Below are 15,994 nucleotides of genomic sequence, written 5' to 3' on the forward strand. Positions count from 1 at the left end.
GCCCCAGCCAAATTGATGGCCGATCGTATAGGCGATTCTCAATTCACAGCCGGCTGTTCTTTCTCCGCACGATCGCTTGCTCGGTGCCGTTGCTGCCGGCGACAATGTTGGACCCGCGCGTGCCGCAAGCCGTGCAGACGAACCGCGGCTCAAGCTGTGAAATCCGGATCTCGTCCGGCCATCGGTCAACGTATTCGGCTGAGAGCTTGATATTGTGGCTGCACCTGTAGTCCTCGCAGAACACAATCAGGTCGCGCACGCCCGTTGATCGTAAGTCACCAAGCGTAATCTTGAGCGGGCGGCCGTCAGATTCGGTTGGGTCGATGTGTCGCGTCTGTCTGGGCATCGCGCTATCGAAGCGCGAAGCCGGCGAGAGTCAAATTATCGATTACTTGTAGTTCGGACAACCGGCGAAACACCGCCGGTCGTGGGTGTGGACACTGTGGCTAGTTGGGCACGAATTTGGCTGATACGATTGTCTTTCCGTCAGTAGTCGGTTCAACGGAATACTCAGAAGAAAAATTGAAAGTTCGATTCCCGCGTAACACAACATAGAGAACGGCAGCGCAATTCACACCATTACCTATCGTACCGCGCTCTCTAAACGAATCCATATCTAGAATGAGGGGCTTTCCGGCTATTTTTATTTTGCGGATTGCATCTAAATCCGCTCCAGACCCTCCGCTCCGGAGCAGTAAATCGATCGGATCAACAGACAGGCTGATAAAGGTCGCGAATTTTTGGTTGGCGAGATCTTTAACAGTCTCAATCGTTTCACGTTGGTCGCATTATGGTCGTCGACTTGACCAAATGGCCGTTATCCCGGAGGCGGAATCCGGCCGGCGCAATGCCGCAACGAGTTGATACCCGATCAGCGCAGAGAGCACGCCGCCAATATAGGCGAGCGCGACAACGATCCGGGTTGCGCGGTCCATGATTCAAAAATCCCTGAAATAATACCGGGATCGTATCGCAACCTAGAGGCGTGGAAAAGCCTCTCCCAAGCGGTCTTTTTATGCAACGTAGTACAAATCTACTTTACCTTGAGCCCGCTCTCCAACAGCCGGCGGATGGCCTCCGGCCGTCCGGGCAAGTCGTCCTGCTTACGGCGCCAATCATCGAGTTTTCTCAAGGACTGATCATCAAGACGCACGCCAATAAGAGTGCCGATCCCGGTCTTGGGGCGGCCTCTTGATTTTTTGTTATCAGATATTGACGGCATGGCAGTTATCGTGTTATCAAAAAAACAAGCCAGACGCAAGGCGGCAACCTCGCATCTGGCTCTGACCAAACGATCTGCTGGAGCAAATCAAATGGCTAATTCAGAGAATACCACGGTTCCCCTTTATTCGCTCGTTCGTTGCTGGAAACTGCGTCGGATCTTCTGGCAGGCCTCCCGCGAGGCTGGCGACGAGTTCGCTGTCCCTGTCGATCGTCCCAAGGTTCTCGACGGCGGCGCCGCCGAGCTGATCCCGACCACCGGCCGCCGCGTCCTGGTGGAGGCGTGACCCATGAAGCACGTTACGCCCCCCACGGGGGAGCCTGTAGAGGCTCCAGCGCCGTCTCCTGAGGAGTTGACCTCGCGGCTGATGAGACAGGAGCGCGAGCGGCAGAAGGCTCTCCGCCGAGTCCGGAAGATGCGTGAGAAGGCATCGGCTGAGATCGAGCGCCTGATCGGGTTTCTCGATGCCTCCGATCCTTATGCCAGCACCGAACTTGAGGAGCAGATAGACGACGGGCGTATCGATGATACCGAGCTTGAGCCTTCGCTCGGCAGCCGCGACCGTTCCGTCGATCAGACGCGGTGGGGCGGGAGTGGCGGATCAGATCTCCTGCTCATTGATTGCGAGCGGGACGACGCAGACGACGAGCCGTCCCTGGGATGGGCTCCGGATGAACCGGCCCATGGGCGCTACGCTGGCGTCACGCCAAGCGCCGTCGATATCGAGGAGCAGTGCGACGACGAAGGGGTGTCGGTATGAGCACGATCAAAGCCCAAAGCGACCTTCTGGACGTCGCCCAATACGCGAGCGACATCTTCAACTATTCCAGCCTGCTCGGCGTGGTCCTGGCGGGGCCTGACGCAGATACCGTGATCGACGGCATGCACACCATCATGCTGGAGATTAGGGAAAGCGCACGCTGCATTCAGGCGATACTGGACCGGGCGAACGAACGCCACCTCGACGCCGACGGAGCAAGCCAATGAGCAACGTCATCGACTACGGCTTGCCCGACGTCTTCATCTGTGAGCTGACGAAGATCGAGCCCCTCGGCACCAATAATCGCAGGCTCGTCTTCACCGTTCCGAGCCCGGAGTTTCCGGATCAGCGGCAGATTGTCGCCCGCATCATCGTGCCGACCGATTATCTCGTCACCCTCGGAGCGCTGATCTTGGGACACAATGGGGCGTCCCCATCAACGCAATACCTCGCCGCGTTCGATCCAGCCGGCGAGCCGAACTGATAAAAAGGCCTGCCGGCTCGACGCCGGCGGGCTTGCCACCCTTCACAGAGCGGTGTCGAGCGGAATGACGCAAATGGCGGCACCATCATCATCGATTACAAAGATGGAGTATCTTTTGCCTACCAGTTCTGGTCGGGTCTCGCGCAACGAACGAGCGAGCTTGGTCGCCTCTATTTGCGCTTCCGTTTCGCTAGGCAAATCATGCGCTCCGAAGTCCGAAACGAAATGCGCATCAATAAGCTTGTAAGTAAAAAGAGGCATCGGGATTGCCCGAAATAGTGCGAATAGCAAAGCCCCTGCTGGACTAGCCAAGCAGGGGCTCGCGGATGGATGGCGCGAGGCTCGCGTATGAGGTGTCGCCCCAAGGACCCGCATTACTGAAACAAACGACCGGCTCAGTTGGCTCGCCGAAATATTGTGCAAGCCGCGCAAATAAAAGGCCCGGCGCTCTTTCTCGAAGAATCACCGGGCCTCGTCCGATCCGCCAGGAGTCGGCTTTTGCAAATCGCGTGCCTTACCACGAGGGTGGATGCTGAATGCCTCGGCCTTACGAAAGGCATGTGAGAACGGCTAGAGCCACGTCAGCGACGGTTTCTCCCGACACCATCATAACGAGCAATCCAAAGCCGGCGGCAGCGGCTACTAGCTTCAATGCGAGCATGATCATAATCCCCTTTAGTCCAATGAGGGGACGCTAGGCCGGCTTCGTTTCAGGGATGCTTCGAGGCGTCAGAGAAATGGCTTCGTGCCGCCAGCAGCACCGTTGCAACACAATCAAGGCAAGTCGTTGAAATCACTTGCTATCGATCGGATTTCGATTCCGAGGGTCGGAGGTTCGAATCCTTCCGAGCGCGCCATTTGCCGGCTGTCCAGCCCGGAGACATGGGTAACGGAACGTACCTAAGACATGGGTGACAACCTCGTGCCGAACGGGTTGTCGAGGGGGTGCAGGGTTTTCTGCTCCAGGTCGAAGTATCCCAAATCATAGTGCATGAAGCTGACGAGCCAAATGCCCTCGTCGACTTCCCGGATTCCGAGTTTTTGGCCTGCGAGCACGAGCGAGATGTTGATTTTCTTGCGATGCAGGTAGAGGCGACCGCAGGATGTGATGACGACGTCTCGATCGTGGAAGGGATAGGTCAATTCAGGCAGGCCATCGTAGCGACGGGTTGAGGCTGTGAAGAGGTCTGCCGGGCGCCTCATGTCGAGAGCCTCGTGGGGGCGCTCCTGATTGAACTCGTGCAGGAAGCTGTCGAAGCGATCCTGCTGCTGTAAGCTGTTGAATCCCGGCGGCCGGGTCGCTTCCTTCTTGAGCGTGAGGTGCATGCGCTCATGGCGGCCGTTCTGCTGGGGATGGCCTGGCTTGATGCGCTCGATCGCAATGCCGAGCCTAAGCCACCACACCGACAGCTTTGAAAGGTTGAACAAGGCATTGGGACTGGCAAAGGGCACGCCGTTGTCGGAGCGGATGGCGTGCGGCAGGCCGCGCTCGCGGAACAGCCGCTCAAAGGCTGTAATGGCAGGGTCTTCGCGCGTTGAGTCCAGCGCTTCACAGAGTAGCAGGAAGCGCGAGGCATGGTCGGTGACGGTCAGCGGATAACAGTATCGGCCATTGCCGAGCTTGAACTCGCCCTTGAAGTCGGCGCACCACAGATCATTGGGGGCTGTGCCCTGCGACAGCGGCGTGCCGCGCGCGCGGTGGCGCGGCCCGCCGCCGCGCCTGACCAAGCCGTGGCGGTCGAGCACCGCATGGATAGTGCTCTTGGCCGGAACCCTGACATCACCGTCGAGCCGCCTGACCAGGAGTTCGCGGATCTTGCGCGCACCCCAATGCGGCTTCTCGGCCTTGAGCTGGACGATCAGGGTCTCGATCTGGGTCGGCAACTGGTTGGCATAGCGGACCGGCCGCCGGGAGCGATCGCTCAGCGCCTCGAGGCCGTGCTCCTTGTAGCGGTCGAAAATCTTGTAGCCGGTCTTGCGGGATATGCCGAACTCCCGGCAGACCTCGGTCATGGCTTCCCCATCCAGAAGCCGGGCAACAAAACGCAGGCGCTCTTCCATCACCGAACTCGCTTTCCACGGCATCCACACCTCCCGCAGAACAAAAGCGGAAAGTGTAACCCATGTGTCCGGTACGTTCTGTCACCTATGTCTCGGGCCGTTCAGGCCCAAGGCCATCGGGGCGGGCCGTTCGGAGCCGTACGCCCTCGGGTGCGATCCCACGCAATCGGTGCGGCTTTTATCAGTTCGCGTATTGACGAGTTTGCCGCGCCCGCGCCAGCGTGTCCGAGGGCGCTTCGTGGAAGGTGGCGCGGTAAGCCGCAGCAAACTCGCCGAGGTGGTGAAAGCCCTGGGCGCGCGCGCATGAGGCAACCGACACACCACCGCTCCGGAGAAGCTGTGCGCGGGTAGCCCACAGCCGCTTCAGGCGGATGTATTGATGCAGGCTCATGCCGCGTACTTTGCTCACCGCGCCGCTCAGAGTCCGGACCGAGACGCCGAATTTGCCGGCGAGATCGGCGGTGTAGATCGGCGCGGTCGGATAGGCCGTGACATAGTCGTCGATCAGCTGCACGAGCCTTGCCGATCTCGCGCCCGCGCGCGGCGCGCTGCGCTCGGACAGTGGGTCAATCTGAAACAGATCGTCGAGGGCGAGCAGCAGGCCCTCCTGGAGATGGGTTGCGACTTCGGAGGTTTCGAACCGGTGCGGCTCGATCGACGCAATCCTGAGAATGTCTTTCACAAGCTCCCGCGCGTAGAGGTGAGCGGCAGTGTCTGCGACGCGAACCCGCAACGCGTCGGGCCGATCGAACCAGCCGCGATCCTTCAGTGTTGGCGGGAACATGAGCAACGCATGATGATTGATCTGAGGCTCGACGAAATGGCAATGGTGGTTGCCGCGCAAGCCGATGAAGAAGCGGGAATCGATATCCATTCCGCTCGAGCTGGCGCGCAGATCATCGCTCATCGGCAGGATCACCATGCCGCCCGGCGCGCGGTAGGTGGTCTCGAGGATGCGCGCGAACGACCTTGCGACGATGATCCGGCACGCCGGCAGGTTCACGATCGCTCGTGCCGCGGCGAAATTGGCGACGTCGAGGGGAATGCTCCGGGAATCTTCCAACGTTTCGGCCGGTCGAAACGCGTCGACATCGGTAAACCGTGTGAGCTGGAGTGCGGAGGAGGGGGCGAGAGCGTCGAAGAACATGCGTCTGGCCGTATGCTGCAATGTAACAATAAAATGAAACGTCGGTACGTAGCCATCAATGGCGAAATGTAGCGACTGAGTAAACCGGATTCCTGGCCGTAGTATTGCGGACATCATGCCACGACGACCGAAGGGTCGCTGTCAGGGCCAACGGTCTCGGTTCATCGGCTGGCCGGTGGTGAGGTCGATGAAATGGAGTCTCGTACAGGCAGGGCAGGCAAAGGACTCAAAGCTTTGTCCCTCACGCTCTTGCCGCTTCTCGAGATGGGTCTGCACGTTCATGCCCGTCTGCGGGCATCGGAAAACAATCAAATCGGCCATCAAGACAGAATGACGACACGGCAAATTTCAGCTTTGATCCAGATCAGTTTTGGAATTGCTCCAGCCTGATGGCCAGTGGCGGCACCGTGATCTCGCAAAAGCGAAGGGGCCCGAGGGGCCCCTTCAAACTTCACCAGCGGCGATAGCCGTAGTGGCGATAGCGCGGGCCATAATAACGCGGGCCGTAGTAGCGCGGCGGTCCATAATATCTGGGACCGTATCCGTAGCCGTAATAGACGTTCGGCTGCCACCAGCAGCGTCCCCAGGCGTCGCAGACCGTGCGGACCTGCTCGACGTTTGAGACCTGCGGAGCCGCAGGCGCCGGGGCAACGGGCATGGCTGACGCCGATGCCGTGAGGGCACCAAACAGGAACGCGGCGACGAGGCCGATCTTAAGCTTCATGATGTCTTCCTCCGCTTACGCAATACAGAATACCGAAATTGTTCTGATCAAATTGTGGCAGAACCGAAATGTAATGCTGATGAACAAACCTTCAGCCGGCCGGCCGTAACCCTGATCAGGCGCCGTCCAACTATCCCGGGCCTGCGCCGATCGCCAAGGGATTGCCAAGGGATCGCCAAGGGCGCGGCGTTCACCGCCATCGTTGATCTTGCGCAATTCGCGGGTCGGGCTTCCTTCGTAGTGTCATCTTTGTTGTGGGGCGTGTTTCGAGGAGTTCGAAGCGTGCGCGACCGGCCACGACACGCCGGTGGACGCTACGCCCGCAGATTGTTGGGAGCAGTGCAATGAACAAGATGAGGATCCATAAGGGCGACTGGCTCGTCGTGTGCGACGGACGCAAGGCGCTCATCCTGGAAAATCTCGGCGATGAGATGTTTCCGAACCTTCACACCAGAGAGGTCCGTGAGCAGGCCAATCCGTCAACGGCCGCGCAAGGGACCGATGCTCCCGGCAGGCTGCATGCATCGGTCGGCGGTGCCCGCAGTTCGACGGAGCAGACCGATTGGCACGACGAGGCCGAACGCACCTTCCTGCGTAGTCTCGCCGAGCGGCTCGACGCCGCGCTCAGCGCGGGGGAGACCTCGGGCCTGACCATGGTGGCCTCACCGCGCGCGCTCGGCATGATCCGCACCGACTATTCGGACGCGGTGCGCAAGGCACTCAGGGGCGAGATTGGCAAGGATCTCGTCAAGCTGCCGGTCTACGAGATCGAGAAGCAGTTGCTGCTGTCGGGAGCCATCGGATAGGACTCCCGCCGGCAAAGGACGTCGCTCGCGCGGCACCCCCCTAGTAGCAGGGGTGCCGCCGGCGGTCCTGACCGACATAGGCCGCTGCGCTCTGGTAGCAATGGCTGGTGGACGGGCCGTCGTAGAAGGCGAAGGTGCCGGGGGTGATACCCGGGCCGTAATTGTGCAGATAGCTGATCGGGTAGGGCAGCGGATTGGCGTGGTAGCGGTGGTACCGGTGATGCACCCGCGCCTCCGCGAGGCCAGGGGCTAGGATTGCCGCCGACAGGGCAGCAACCGCGGCTACAAGCTTCAACTTGCTCATCTCGATTCTCCGGAACCTGCGCGAATAGCTCCGCCATCTATAGCCATTTCGGCTCGCGAGGGCACCCGTTCCGAGCCCCGAATTCGGAGCCAATCCGGCAGATTCCCGGGGAGGTGTGACAGAATTGCCGGGATTGGGGTCGGAGCCTGCCTATTTTTGGCCTTTTCGGGATGCTTAACGAATTCCCCACACAAGTATGGCCAAAGAGAATCGGGTCAAAGATTCCTCCCGCCGGCTCTTTGGGGTTTCATTGGGGTGCTCTTCGGGGCCGGTCCGTTCCTGCAAGGTTCTTGCCGTCAAGCTGTCATGCGCATCACGCTCTTCAGCCTGCTGTTGCTCTTCGTCGCTGCCGTCGCGCCCGCGCGGGCTCAGTTGCACATCACCCGCGACCACGGCGGCTATGTCGAGGAGTACAAGGCAAAGTACAAGCGCGTCCGGGACACCGGCGAGCGCGTGATCATCGATGGCATCTGCAACTCGGCCTGCACACTTGTGCTCGGCATCGTGCCGCTGAACAAGATTTGCGTGACGCCAAAGGCGAGCCTTGGCTTCCACCAGGCCTATTACGACAAGGCCTTCACCTTCGGCATCAAGGTCACCAGCGCGGAGGGGACGTCCGATCTGATGTCCTACTACCCCGATAAGGTGAAGGACTGGATCCGCCGCAATGGCGGGCTCACGACCGACATGAAGAAGATCAAGAACGGGGTCGAACTCTGGAAGATCATCGATCCCTGTCCGGAAGAATGGTGATCGGCTGATCCGGTCAACCGCGTCCGTCGCAGCGCAGCATCAGAAATTCGCATTGCCGCACAGTCCCTCGCTCGGGCAATGAGGGGGCAATGAATCATAATCAAGATCAATTGGCCGCGCGGGCTGCGCCGGTGCTGTTCGTCCTGCTCTGGAGCACCGGCTTCATCGGCACCAAATACGTCGTCAACAACGCCGATCCCTTGACCTATCTCGCCATCCGCATGGCGCTGGTGGTTGGCCTGATGGCGATCATCGCAGGCGTCGCCCGCCCGAAATGGCCCGATCGCGCCGGCATCGCGCACAGCGCGGTCGCCGGCATTCTGGTCCACGGCTTCTATCTCGGCGGCACCGCGATCGCGATCGCGCACTCGATTCCGGCGGGCCTCTCTGCGCTCATTCCGGGCTTGCAACCGATCCTGACTTCGACCATTGCCAACCGTTGGCTCGGCGAGAAGGTGACGCCGGTGCAATGGGGCGGCCTGCTGCTGGGGCTCGGCGGCGTGGCGCTGATCCTGCACAATCGCCCGATGACTGGAGAGGCCGGGCTGGGCTGGCTCGCCTCGGTGGTCTCGCTGATCAGCATCACGCTGGGTACGCTGTATCAGCGGCGCTACTGCAACCACATCGACTGGCGCGCCGGCAATCTCGTGCAATACGTGGCGGTCACGATCTTTTTCACGACCGGCGCCTTCCTGTTCGAGGGTCGGGTCGTGCACTGGACGCGCGAATTCGTGCTTGCGCTCGCCTGGCTTGCCGTCGCGCTCTCGATCGGGTCGATCGGGCTCTTGTATTGGTTGATCCGCCACGCCGCGGCGACGTCCGTTGCGAGCCTGTTCTATCTGGTGCCTGCGGTGACGGCGCTGATGGCCTATCTGCTGTTCGGCGAGAAGCTTGATGCGCTGGCGATCGCCGGCATGGCGATGTGCGCAGCCGCAGTGCTCGTGGTCAACCGGCGCTTCGGCGCGTAGGGGAGGCTTGCCGGAACACATCCCTGACGTGCAGCATCCTTCGTGTTAGGCTGACCGCATTTCAGCGGCCTTTCACACGGTGATTTGCATGAAGAAGGCGAAGCGTGCACTGCTCGGCATGTCGATGAAGCCTGTCCGGATTGCCTGCATCAACTACGCCAGGGAGTCGATCAGCGACCGCGACATGAGCCGGCTCACCGCGGCGCTGCAGAAATGTTACGACAAGCATTTCCTGCCGGTGTGGGGCTATCCGGTCGACCTCTATGTCACGCGCAAGGCCAAAGGCACCGACTGGCAATTGGTCTATTTCGACGATGCCTTGCACAAGAACATGCTCGGGCGCCACGAACTGACCCATCGGGGCCAGCCGATTTCGAAGATCTTCGTCAAGGCACTGGGTGAGGAGCCGATCAGCGTGGCAGCCTCGCACGAGCTGTTCGAGATGGTGCTCGATCCCATGGCCAATCTCTGGGCCGACAAGAACCCGAACACCCAATACGCCTATGAGGTCTGCGACGCGGTGGAGGAGGATTCCTTCGACGTCGACGGTCTGCCGATGTCGAACTTCGTCTACCCGTCCTGGTTCGAGCCATTCAAGCATCCCCGCGGCACCAGGTTCGACCACAAGGGAACGCTGAAGGCGCCATTCTCGATGACCGAGGGTGGCTACGTCATCAAGAAGGTCAACGGCAGGAAGGTGATCAAGGCGTTTGGGTCACCTGCGAAGCGGCGGCGTTTCAACGCCGAAGACCGGCGCGGCCATCGCAGCGAATTTCGCGATCCGAAGGGAAAGCACCATCCGGGGCGGCGCGCCGCGAAGCGGCGCGGGTAGTGAGGGAAGCCTCCGGGCGCCCCCGCACCCGGAGACTGTCGCGCGTTGCGATCAGCGCTTGGCCTTCTTGGCCTTCTTTTTTGATTTGGCAGCTTTCCTAGCCGTTTTCTTCACGGACCTCTTGGCCGCTTTTTTCGACGACTTCTTTGCAGCCTTCTTGGCTTTCTTCTTGGAAGCCTTCTTCGGCGCGACTTTCTTCGCGACCTTCTTGGCGGCCTTCTTCACCTTTTTCACGGCGGTGACGGCGGCGTCCTTGGTCGCTTCCACGGCGGTGGAGATCGTCTCCAGCGCCTGCTCGGTGATCGGCTTTTCGTCGTCCATATCGTGTCCCCCACGGTTTGCATGGAGCGATGACGATAGCGGGTTTCATGATTGTGTCAAAGCAACGCTCAACCTTTGCGGATCTTTGCGTAAGCGGCGAGCGCGCGCTCGCGTCCCTTGGCGTGATCGACGAGCGGTTGCGGATAGCTCTTGCCCAGCGTCACGCCCGCACTCGCAAGCTCGATCGGCGTTGCCTGCCAGGGCTGGTGGATCAGCTTCGCCGGCACGTCTTTCAGCTCCGGCACCCAGCGCCGGACGTAGGTTCCGTCAGGATCGAACTTCTCGCCCTGGAGAACCGGATTGAACACGCGGAAATAGGGTGCTGCGTCGGCGCCGCAGCCGGCGACCCATTGCCAGTTGGCCGGATTGCTGCCGGCGTCCGCGTCGACCAGCGTGTCCCAGAACCAGGCTTCGCCGTCGCGCCAGTCGATCAGCAGGTGCTTGACCAGGAACGAGGCGACCACCATCCGCACCCGGTTGTGCATCACGCCGGTATGCCAGAGTTCGCGCATCCCGGCATCGACGATCGGATAGCCGGTGCACCCGCGCTGCCAGGCAGCGAGCGCCTTCTCGTCGGGCTTCCAGGGGAAGTCGTCGAAATTGGTTTGCAGGTTCTCGGTGGCGAGGTTTGGATGATCGTGGAGCAGGTGGCGGCAGAACTCGCGCCAGCCGAGTTCGCTCAGGAACTTGTCGACACCCGGGCCGATCGCTGGGTTCTCGGCCGCTGCGAAGCGTGCGGCGTGAAAGATCTGGCGCGGGCTGAGTTCGCCGAACCGCAAATGCGGCGAAAGGCCCGAGGTGCCCTGGCGATCGGGCCGGTCGCGATCGCCGACATAACCGCGCGCGGTGTGCTTGAGGAAGTCGCGCAGGCGGGCACGGGCGGAGGCTTCACCCGGCGTCCAGGTCTTGCGCAAGCCGCCGGCCCAGTCGGGCTTGCTCGGCTCGAGCGTCCAATTCTCCAGCGTATCGCTGGCGAGCTTCGGCGCCGGGCGCAGCTCCTTCGGCGCGGGCAGCGGCCTGGGTGGGTCGCCGAGCGACAGCACTCGCCGCCAGAACGGCGTGAACACGCGCAGGCCCCGGCCTTCCTTGTTGCGGATCGCGGAGGGGGGGACCAGCAGATCGCCGGGAAGGCTTTGCGAGTCCACGCCGAGCTTTGCCAGCGCCGCTTCGAGCTGTTTCTCGACGGCCTGATGCGGGGCTTGAGCGACCGTATTCCAGTAGACAGCACAGGCCCCGCTCTCGCGCGCCACGTCAGGGATCACCCGGGCCGCCGGGCCTTTGCGCAGGACAAGCGCGCCGCCGCGGGTTGCGATCTCGGCGCCGAGCGCGCACAGCGACTGCGCCAGCCACCAGCGCGCCGCGCCGCCCGGTGCACGTCCGGCCGCATCGTCGAGCACATACAGGCAGATCGTCGGCGCTCCGGTCCTGGCGGCGGCGTGCAAGGCGGGATGGTCGGACAGGCGGAGGTCGTCGCGGAACCAGACGATAACGGGTGGGGGGCTTGTCGGGGGCAGGGAATGTCCTCGTCTACGTTCTGGAAACCATGCCGCGAGTGTGTCTGTGAACGACCGTTAATGGGGTCGTAAGCGGATTGCATGATTATGCAGGAATCCCGGGGGTAGTTCCAATCATGACCAACCTGTTAACGGCGAAATTTCTGCCGCAGTTCAAGCTGGGCACCAAGGCCGTCCTGTGTGCCGTGCTGCTGATTGCGATGAACACTGCATTGGTGGTCGGGGCCGGCTACTGGTCGCTCACCTCTGCCTTCAACGATCGTGCCCTGCGCGACATCGAGGTCAGCCTGCGCACGCTGGCGCTGGCCTTCGCCGAGGTCGTTCCCGACGCGAAGATCACGATTCGGGATGGCGCGGTAGCGCGCGCCGAGATCGCCAAGATGCCTGACTTCAGGGATCACGCCATCGTCGATCGCGCGGTGTCCTATGTCGGCGGCAATGCGACCCTGTTCGTGTTTGACGATGCGAGCGGGCAGTTCGTCCGCCGCTCGACCAACGTGAAGAAGGAGAACGGCGAGCGCGCCGTCGGGACCCAGCTTGCCGCCGACCACCCGGCACAAGCCGTCCTGCGACGCGGCGAGGCTTATAAGGGGCCGGCTACGCTGTTCGGCAAGTCCTTCATGACCGCATATTTTCCGATCGCGGATGCGACCGGCAAGGTCGTCGGCATTCTCTATGTCGGCATTCCGATGGCGCAGTACGAGAGCATGCTTGGCCAGGCCATGTCGAGCATGGCGGTCGCGGCCGGCATCGCGGCCCTGCTGGTCCTGGTGCTCACCATGCTGGTCGTCCGCCGCATCACCAAGCCGCTCACCTCGGTCACCCGCTCGCTGACGGCGCTTGCCAACGGCCAGAGCGATGTCGCGATCGATTGCGAGGACCGTGCCGACGAGATCGGTGAGATCGCGCGTACGGTTGCCGTGTTCAAGAGCAATTCGCTGGAGCGGGCGCGGCTGCGCAGCGAGCAGGCGGAAGCCGCGGCTGCCGCCGTCGAACAGCGCAAGGCCGACCTTCGCAACTTCGTTGCCGAATTCCGCGGCGGTGTCGGCGGCATCCTCGACAAGGTGCTGCATTCTTCCGGCGAATTCGAGCGCGTGGCGCGGCAATTGACCGACACTGCGCGCTCCACCGCTGACCTGTCGGCGAAATCGGCCGGCGCGTCCGAGCAAGCTTCCGACCACGTCCGAGCGGCGGCGTCAGCGTCGGATGAGCTGTCGCAGTCGATCTCCGAAATCACCCGTCGCGTGCAGGAATCCAACGCGATTTCCGCCGAGGCGGTGCAGCAGGCCGAGGCCACCGACCAGCGCATCGCGAAGCTCTCGGAAGCCGGCGCGCGCATCGGCGACGTCGTCAAGCTGATCACCTCGATTGCCGAGCAGACCAATCTCCTGGCGCTGAACGCGACCATCGAGGCCGCGCGCGCGGGCGATGCGGGCCGTGGCTTTGCGGTGGTGGCCCAGGAGGTCAAGACGCTCGCCGGCCAGACCGCGAAAGCGACCGACGAGATCTCGACCCAGATCGCGAGCATGCAGCTTGCGACCGAGGAGTCCGTGACCGCAATCAAGGCGATCACCGAGACCATTGAGCGCATCAGCGGCATTGCGGGCTCGATCTCGGCTGCGGTGGAGCAGCAGCGCAGCGCCACCCACAGCATCGCGGCCAGCGTTCGCGCCGCGGCCTCCGGCACGGCCGACGTCGCCGTCAATGTCCGCCATGCAGCCGAGGGCGCGAGCGAGACGGGCGAGACCTCGAGCCGGATGTTTGCCTCCGCCAAGGCCCTGTCGGGCGAGAGCCTGCATCTGAAGGCCGAGGTCGACGGCTTCCTCGACCGCGTGCAGGCGGCTTGATCCCGGACTGGCGGACTGAAACCATCAGCCCGCCGTGACGTAACTGACGGCATGATGAACTGCCCGCAAAATGGCGGGCAGGGAGGCCGCCAGTGAACCGCATCGCCGTGCTTTACGTTGCAACCCTTGTCGTCCTGATCGGCCTGGACATCCTGTTCCTCGGCCTGATCGCCAAGGGCTTCTTCACCGCTGAAGTTGGCGACATGCTGGGCGAGCTGAAGCCTTTGCCCGCGATCCTGTTCTATCTGCTCTACGTCGTCGGCATCCTGACCTTCGTCAGCGGCGCGACCGGCGCAACCGCGCAGTCAACGCTGTTATACGGCGCGCTGTTCGGGCTGTTTTGCTATGCGACGTTCGATCTCACCGCGCTGGCGCTGCTCAAGCACTGGAGCTGGCCGGTCGCGTTCCTCGACATCGGCTGGGGCGCGGTGGTGACCGCGGTCTCATCGACCGCGGGTCTGTTGGTGGCGGATCGTGTGACTTGAGACCGTCATTCCGGGGACGGTCCGCAGGATCGAACCCGGAATCTCGAGATCCCGGGTTCGATGCTGGCGCATCGCCCGGGATGACGATTGATCATTTGGGCTGCGGCACGATGCGGATATAGGGCTTCGGCTCCTTCCATCCCTGCGGATAGATCGTCTTGGCCTCGTCGTTGGAGACCGAGCCCGCGATGATGACGTCGTCGCCCTGCGACCAGTCGGCCGGCGTTGCGACGCGATGCTTTGCGGTGAGCTGGAGCGAGTCGATCACGCGGAGGATCTCCTGGAAGTTCCGGCCCGTGGTCATCGGATAGACCAGCACCAGCTTGATCTTCTTGTCCGGCCCGATGATGAACACGTTGCGGACGGTCTGGTTGTCGGCCGGCGTGCGGGTGAGGGGATCGCCCGAGGTCGAGGCCGGCAGCATGCCGTAGAGTTTGGAGACGTTGAAATCGGTGTCGCCGATCATCGGGTAGTTCGGGGCGGCGCCTTGCGTCTCCTTGATGTCCTCCGACCATTTGGAGTGGCGGTCGACCGGATCGACCGAGAGGCCCATCAGCTTGACACCGCGCTTGTCGAATTCCGGCTTCAACTTGGCGAGAGCGCCGAGCTCTGTCGTGCAGACCGGCGTGAAGTCCTTCGGATGCGAGAACAGGAGCGCCCAACTGTTGCCGATCCAGTCATGGAACTTGATCTTCCCTTCGGTGGTCTCAGCTTCGAAGTCGGGGGCGGTAGCGCCGATCGGAAGTGTCATGGTTTGACCTCATCACATTGAAATTGCTTGAGAATTACTGTCAGGCCGTCGTGCCCAATATAAGGGCTTGGCGACCTCAAGTGAACGGCAACTGAACTGCTTGAAGTAAAATGTGAATTCCTCCTCTGAAGGGCTGATTTCCGAGCACGTTTTTGTTACGGGGGCGCCTGCGGCGAAACATCTTCACCGGGGCTTCACGGTGTCGATTGCCCCGATAATGCCTTTTATGACCCGCATCACGCCCGCCCGACGCTCTCCGGAACCGAAATGGTCCTCGCAGCGACCAATCGGCAACCATTGAGAAAAGTCGCGATCCCCATATCGAATCATTAACCACCCCTTTACGCCAGCATGAAAATGCTGGTCGATCAGAAGAAATCTGGAAGTGAGCTATGTCCGCCGCACTGCCCAAGTCCGCTGAAAAGTCCATTGAGTCGTCGTCCCTCGAACCGTCCTGCCGCGATACCGCAGCCCATGCCCTTGCCGTCGTCCGTGACGGCGTGATCACGGGCGAAGGCCCGACCACCAAGGGCCGGGTGCACTTTTCCCGCTCCATCGATGCCGATGACACCGCCTGGTGCAAGCGCATCCTGACCGCCGCCGCGGTCAACGACCAGCCGGTCAGCCGCGCCGAAGCCGAGGCGCTGTTCGAGATCAACGAGGCTGCGACCGAGCGCGCCGACGGCGGGCGCTTCGACGATTTGCTGGCCAAGGCCGTCGCCCATTACGCCGCGAGCGCCTCTGGCCTGAAGGTTCCCTCGCGCAGCGTCGCACTGGCGCAGGACACCGACATCGAGAGCTGGGCGCCGTCCTATGCCTCGAAGGTCAAGAGCGAGATGCTGGAGTGGATCGCCGGCCAGATGCGCGGCAAGCGCCAGAACAACCGCCGCCTGATGGCGCTGGTGGCGACCTTCCTGGGCGCCACCGCGCTGCCCTTGGCGGGCCAGTTGCCGAACGTGTTCGACATCGGCATGTAAGGACCAAGACATTCGCGCGCCCCTCGCGGGGGCGCGAG

At 62.0% G+C, this 15,994-nt stretch carries 21 protein-coding genes; 11 read left to right on the forward strand and 10 right to left on the reverse strand.

Going from position 1 to position 15,994, the window contains the following annotated elements; translation table 11 throughout:
• Nucleotides 1-43: 43 nt before the first annotated feature.
• Nucleotides 44-346 carry a hypothetical protein gene (locus QY049_RS37500; RefSeq protein ID WP_301270590.1) on the reverse strand — a complete coding sequence of 101 codons (303 nt, stop codon included), beginning with the start codon at nt 344-346 and terminating at the stop codon, nt 44-46.
• A gap of 967 nt (nt 347-1,313) precedes the next feature.
• On the opposite strand from QY049_RS37500, the gene QY049_RS37505 reads away from it, so the two are divergent.
• From QY049_RS37505 to QY049_RS37520, 4 genes are read left to right on the forward strand one after another with little or no spacing between them, the layout of a single operon-like run.
• Nucleotides 1,314-1,508, forward strand: a complete 195-nt coding sequence (locus QY049_RS37505) for a hypothetical protein (protein WP_301270591.1) — start codon at nt 1,314-1,316, stop codon at nt 1,506-1,508.
• Nucleotides 1,509-1,511: 3 nt separating this feature from the next.
• Complete coding sequence (locus QY049_RS37510; protein ID WP_301270592.1) at nt 1,512-1,982, forward strand: hypothetical protein; 471 nt, start codon at nt 1,512-1,514, stop codon at nt 1,980-1,982.
• Complete coding sequence (locus QY049_RS37515; RefSeq protein WP_301270593.1) at nt 1,979-2,209, forward strand: hypothetical protein; 231 nt, start codon at nt 1,979-1,981, stop codon at nt 2,207-2,209. Before QY049_RS37510 ends, QY049_RS37515 begins: the two co-directional genes overlap by 4 nt.
• Nucleotides 2,206-2,466 carry a hypothetical protein gene (locus tag QY049_RS37520; protein WP_301270594.1) on the forward strand — a complete coding sequence of 87 codons (261 nt, stop codon included), beginning with the start codon at nt 2,206-2,208 and terminating at the stop codon, nt 2,464-2,466. The genes QY049_RS37515 and QY049_RS37520 overlap by 4 nt, the downstream gene beginning before the upstream one ends.
• A gap of 42 nt (nt 2,467-2,508) precedes the next feature.
• Here the strand turns inward: QY049_RS37520 and QY049_RS37525 are convergent, their stop codons facing one another.
• From QY049_RS37525 to QY049_RS37545, 5 genes are all read right to left on the reverse strand, one after another.
• Nucleotides 2,509-2,778: a hypothetical protein gene (locus QY049_RS37525; RefSeq protein ID WP_301270595.1), complete on the reverse strand. Its 270-nt coding sequence runs from the start codon at nt 2,776-2,778 to the stop codon at nt 2,509-2,511.
• Between the two features lie 588 nt (nt 2,779-3,366).
• Nucleotides 3,367-4,551, reverse strand: a complete 1,185-nt coding sequence (locus QY049_RS37530; protein WP_301270718.1) for an IS481 family transposase — start codon at nt 4,549-4,551, stop codon at nt 3,367-3,369.
• 157 nt (nt 4,552-4,708) lie between these two features.
• Complete coding sequence (locus QY049_RS37535; protein WP_301270719.1) at nt 4,709-5,674, reverse strand: helix-turn-helix domain-containing protein; 966 nt, start codon at nt 5,672-5,674, stop codon at nt 4,709-4,711.
• Between the two features lie 141 nt (nt 5,675-5,815).
• Nucleotides 5,816-5,995, reverse strand: coding sequence for a hypothetical protein (locus QY049_RS37540; protein ID WP_246755832.1), 180 nt, complete (start codon nt 5,993-5,995; stop codon nt 5,816-5,818).
• A gap of 130 nt (nt 5,996-6,125) precedes the next feature.
• Nucleotides 6,126-6,398 carry a hypothetical protein gene (locus tag QY049_RS37545; protein ID WP_258766555.1) on the reverse strand — a complete coding sequence of 91 codons (273 nt, stop codon included), beginning with the start codon at nt 6,396-6,398 and terminating at the stop codon, nt 6,126-6,128.
• Between the two features lie 344 nt (nt 6,399-6,742).
• Here QY049_RS37545 and QY049_RS37550 point away from each other — a divergent pair, with 344 nt between their 5' ends.
• Nucleotides 6,743-7,204: a host attachment family protein gene (locus tag QY049_RS37550; protein ID WP_301270596.1), complete on the forward strand. Its 462-nt coding sequence runs from the start codon at nt 6,743-6,745 to the stop codon at nt 7,202-7,204.
• A gap of 40 nt (nt 7,205-7,244) precedes the next feature.
• Here the strand turns inward: QY049_RS37550 and QY049_RS37555 are convergent, their stop codons facing one another.
• The gene (locus tag QY049_RS37555; RefSeq protein WP_194482316.1) at nt 7,245-7,508 is read right to left on the reverse strand and encodes a hypothetical protein; all 264 of its coding nucleotides are present in this window, start codon (nt 7,506-7,508) and stop codon (nt 7,245-7,247) included.
• A 306-nt stretch (nt 7,509-7,814) separates the two neighbouring features.
• Between QY049_RS37555 and QY049_RS37560 the strand changes: the two genes are divergently transcribed.
• The 3 genes from QY049_RS37560 to QY049_RS37570 all read left to right on the forward strand — a co-directional run bounded on the left by QY049_RS37560 (nt 7,815) and on the right by QY049_RS37570 (nt 10,061).
• Nucleotides 7,815-8,261 carry a hypothetical protein gene (locus tag QY049_RS37560; protein WP_258766558.1) on the forward strand — a complete coding sequence of 149 codons (447 nt, stop codon included), beginning with the start codon at nt 7,815-7,817 and terminating at the stop codon, nt 8,259-8,261.
• A gap of 89 nt (nt 8,262-8,350) precedes the next feature.
• A complete protein-coding gene (locus tag QY049_RS37565) occupies nt 8,351-9,229 on the forward strand; it encodes a DMT family transporter (RefSeq protein ID WP_301270597.1) in 879 nt (292 codons plus the stop codon).
• Between the two features lie 88 nt (nt 9,230-9,317).
• Entirely contained in the window at nt 9,318-10,061 is a 744-nt protein-coding gene (locus tag QY049_RS37570) for a hypothetical protein (RefSeq protein ID WP_301270598.1), read from the forward strand.
• Between the two features lie 51 nt (nt 10,062-10,112).
• On the opposite strand, the gene QY049_RS37575 is transcribed toward QY049_RS37570, so the two are convergent.
• Together QY049_RS37575 and QY049_RS37580 are read right to left on the reverse strand one after the other, a co-directional pair.
• A complete protein-coding gene (locus QY049_RS37575; protein ID WP_301270599.1) occupies nt 10,113-10,382 on the reverse strand; it encodes a histone in 270 nt (89 codons plus the stop codon).
• A gap of 68 nt (nt 10,383-10,450) precedes the next feature.
• Nucleotides 10,451-11,842 carry a deoxyribodipyrimidine photo-lyase gene (locus QY049_RS37580; RefSeq protein WP_301270720.1) on the reverse strand — a complete coding sequence of 464 codons (1,392 nt, stop codon included), beginning with the start codon at nt 11,840-11,842 and terminating at the stop codon, nt 10,451-10,453.
• Between the two features lie 170 nt (nt 11,843-12,012).
• On the opposite strand from QY049_RS37580, the gene QY049_RS37585 reads away from it, so the two are divergent.
• Together QY049_RS37585 and QY049_RS37590 are read left to right on the forward strand one after the other, a co-directional pair.
• On the forward strand, nt 12,013-13,743 hold the full coding sequence (locus QY049_RS37585) for a methyl-accepting chemotaxis protein (RefSeq protein ID WP_194482321.1): 1,731 nt from the start codon (nt 12,013-12,015) through the stop codon (nt 13,741-13,743).
• Nucleotides 13,744-13,835: 92 nt separating this feature from the next.
• Nucleotides 13,836-14,228 (forward strand): DUF2177 family protein, encoded by a 393-nt coding sequence (locus tag QY049_RS37590; protein ID WP_301270600.1) that lies wholly within the window; start codon nt 13,836-13,838, stop codon nt 14,226-14,228.
• A gap of 91 nt (nt 14,229-14,319) precedes the next feature.
• Here the strand turns inward: QY049_RS37590 and QY049_RS37595 are convergent, their stop codons facing one another.
• Nucleotides 14,320-14,979 carry a peroxiredoxin gene (locus QY049_RS37595; protein ID WP_194482323.1) on the reverse strand — a complete coding sequence of 220 codons (660 nt, stop codon included), beginning with the start codon at nt 14,977-14,979 and terminating at the stop codon, nt 14,320-14,322.
• 392 nt (nt 14,980-15,371) lie between these two features.
• On the opposite strand from QY049_RS37595, the gene QY049_RS37600 reads away from it, so the two are divergent.
• Complete coding sequence (locus QY049_RS37600) at nt 15,372-15,956, forward strand: hypothetical protein (protein WP_301270601.1); 585 nt, start codon at nt 15,372-15,374, stop codon at nt 15,954-15,956.
• Nucleotides 15,957-15,994 lie beyond the last annotated feature (38 nt).

Source organism: Bradyrhizobium sp. WYCCWR 13022, assembly GCF_030435535.1.
GTDB lineage: Bacteria > Pseudomonadota > Alphaproteobacteria > Rhizobiales > Xanthobacteraceae > Bradyrhizobium.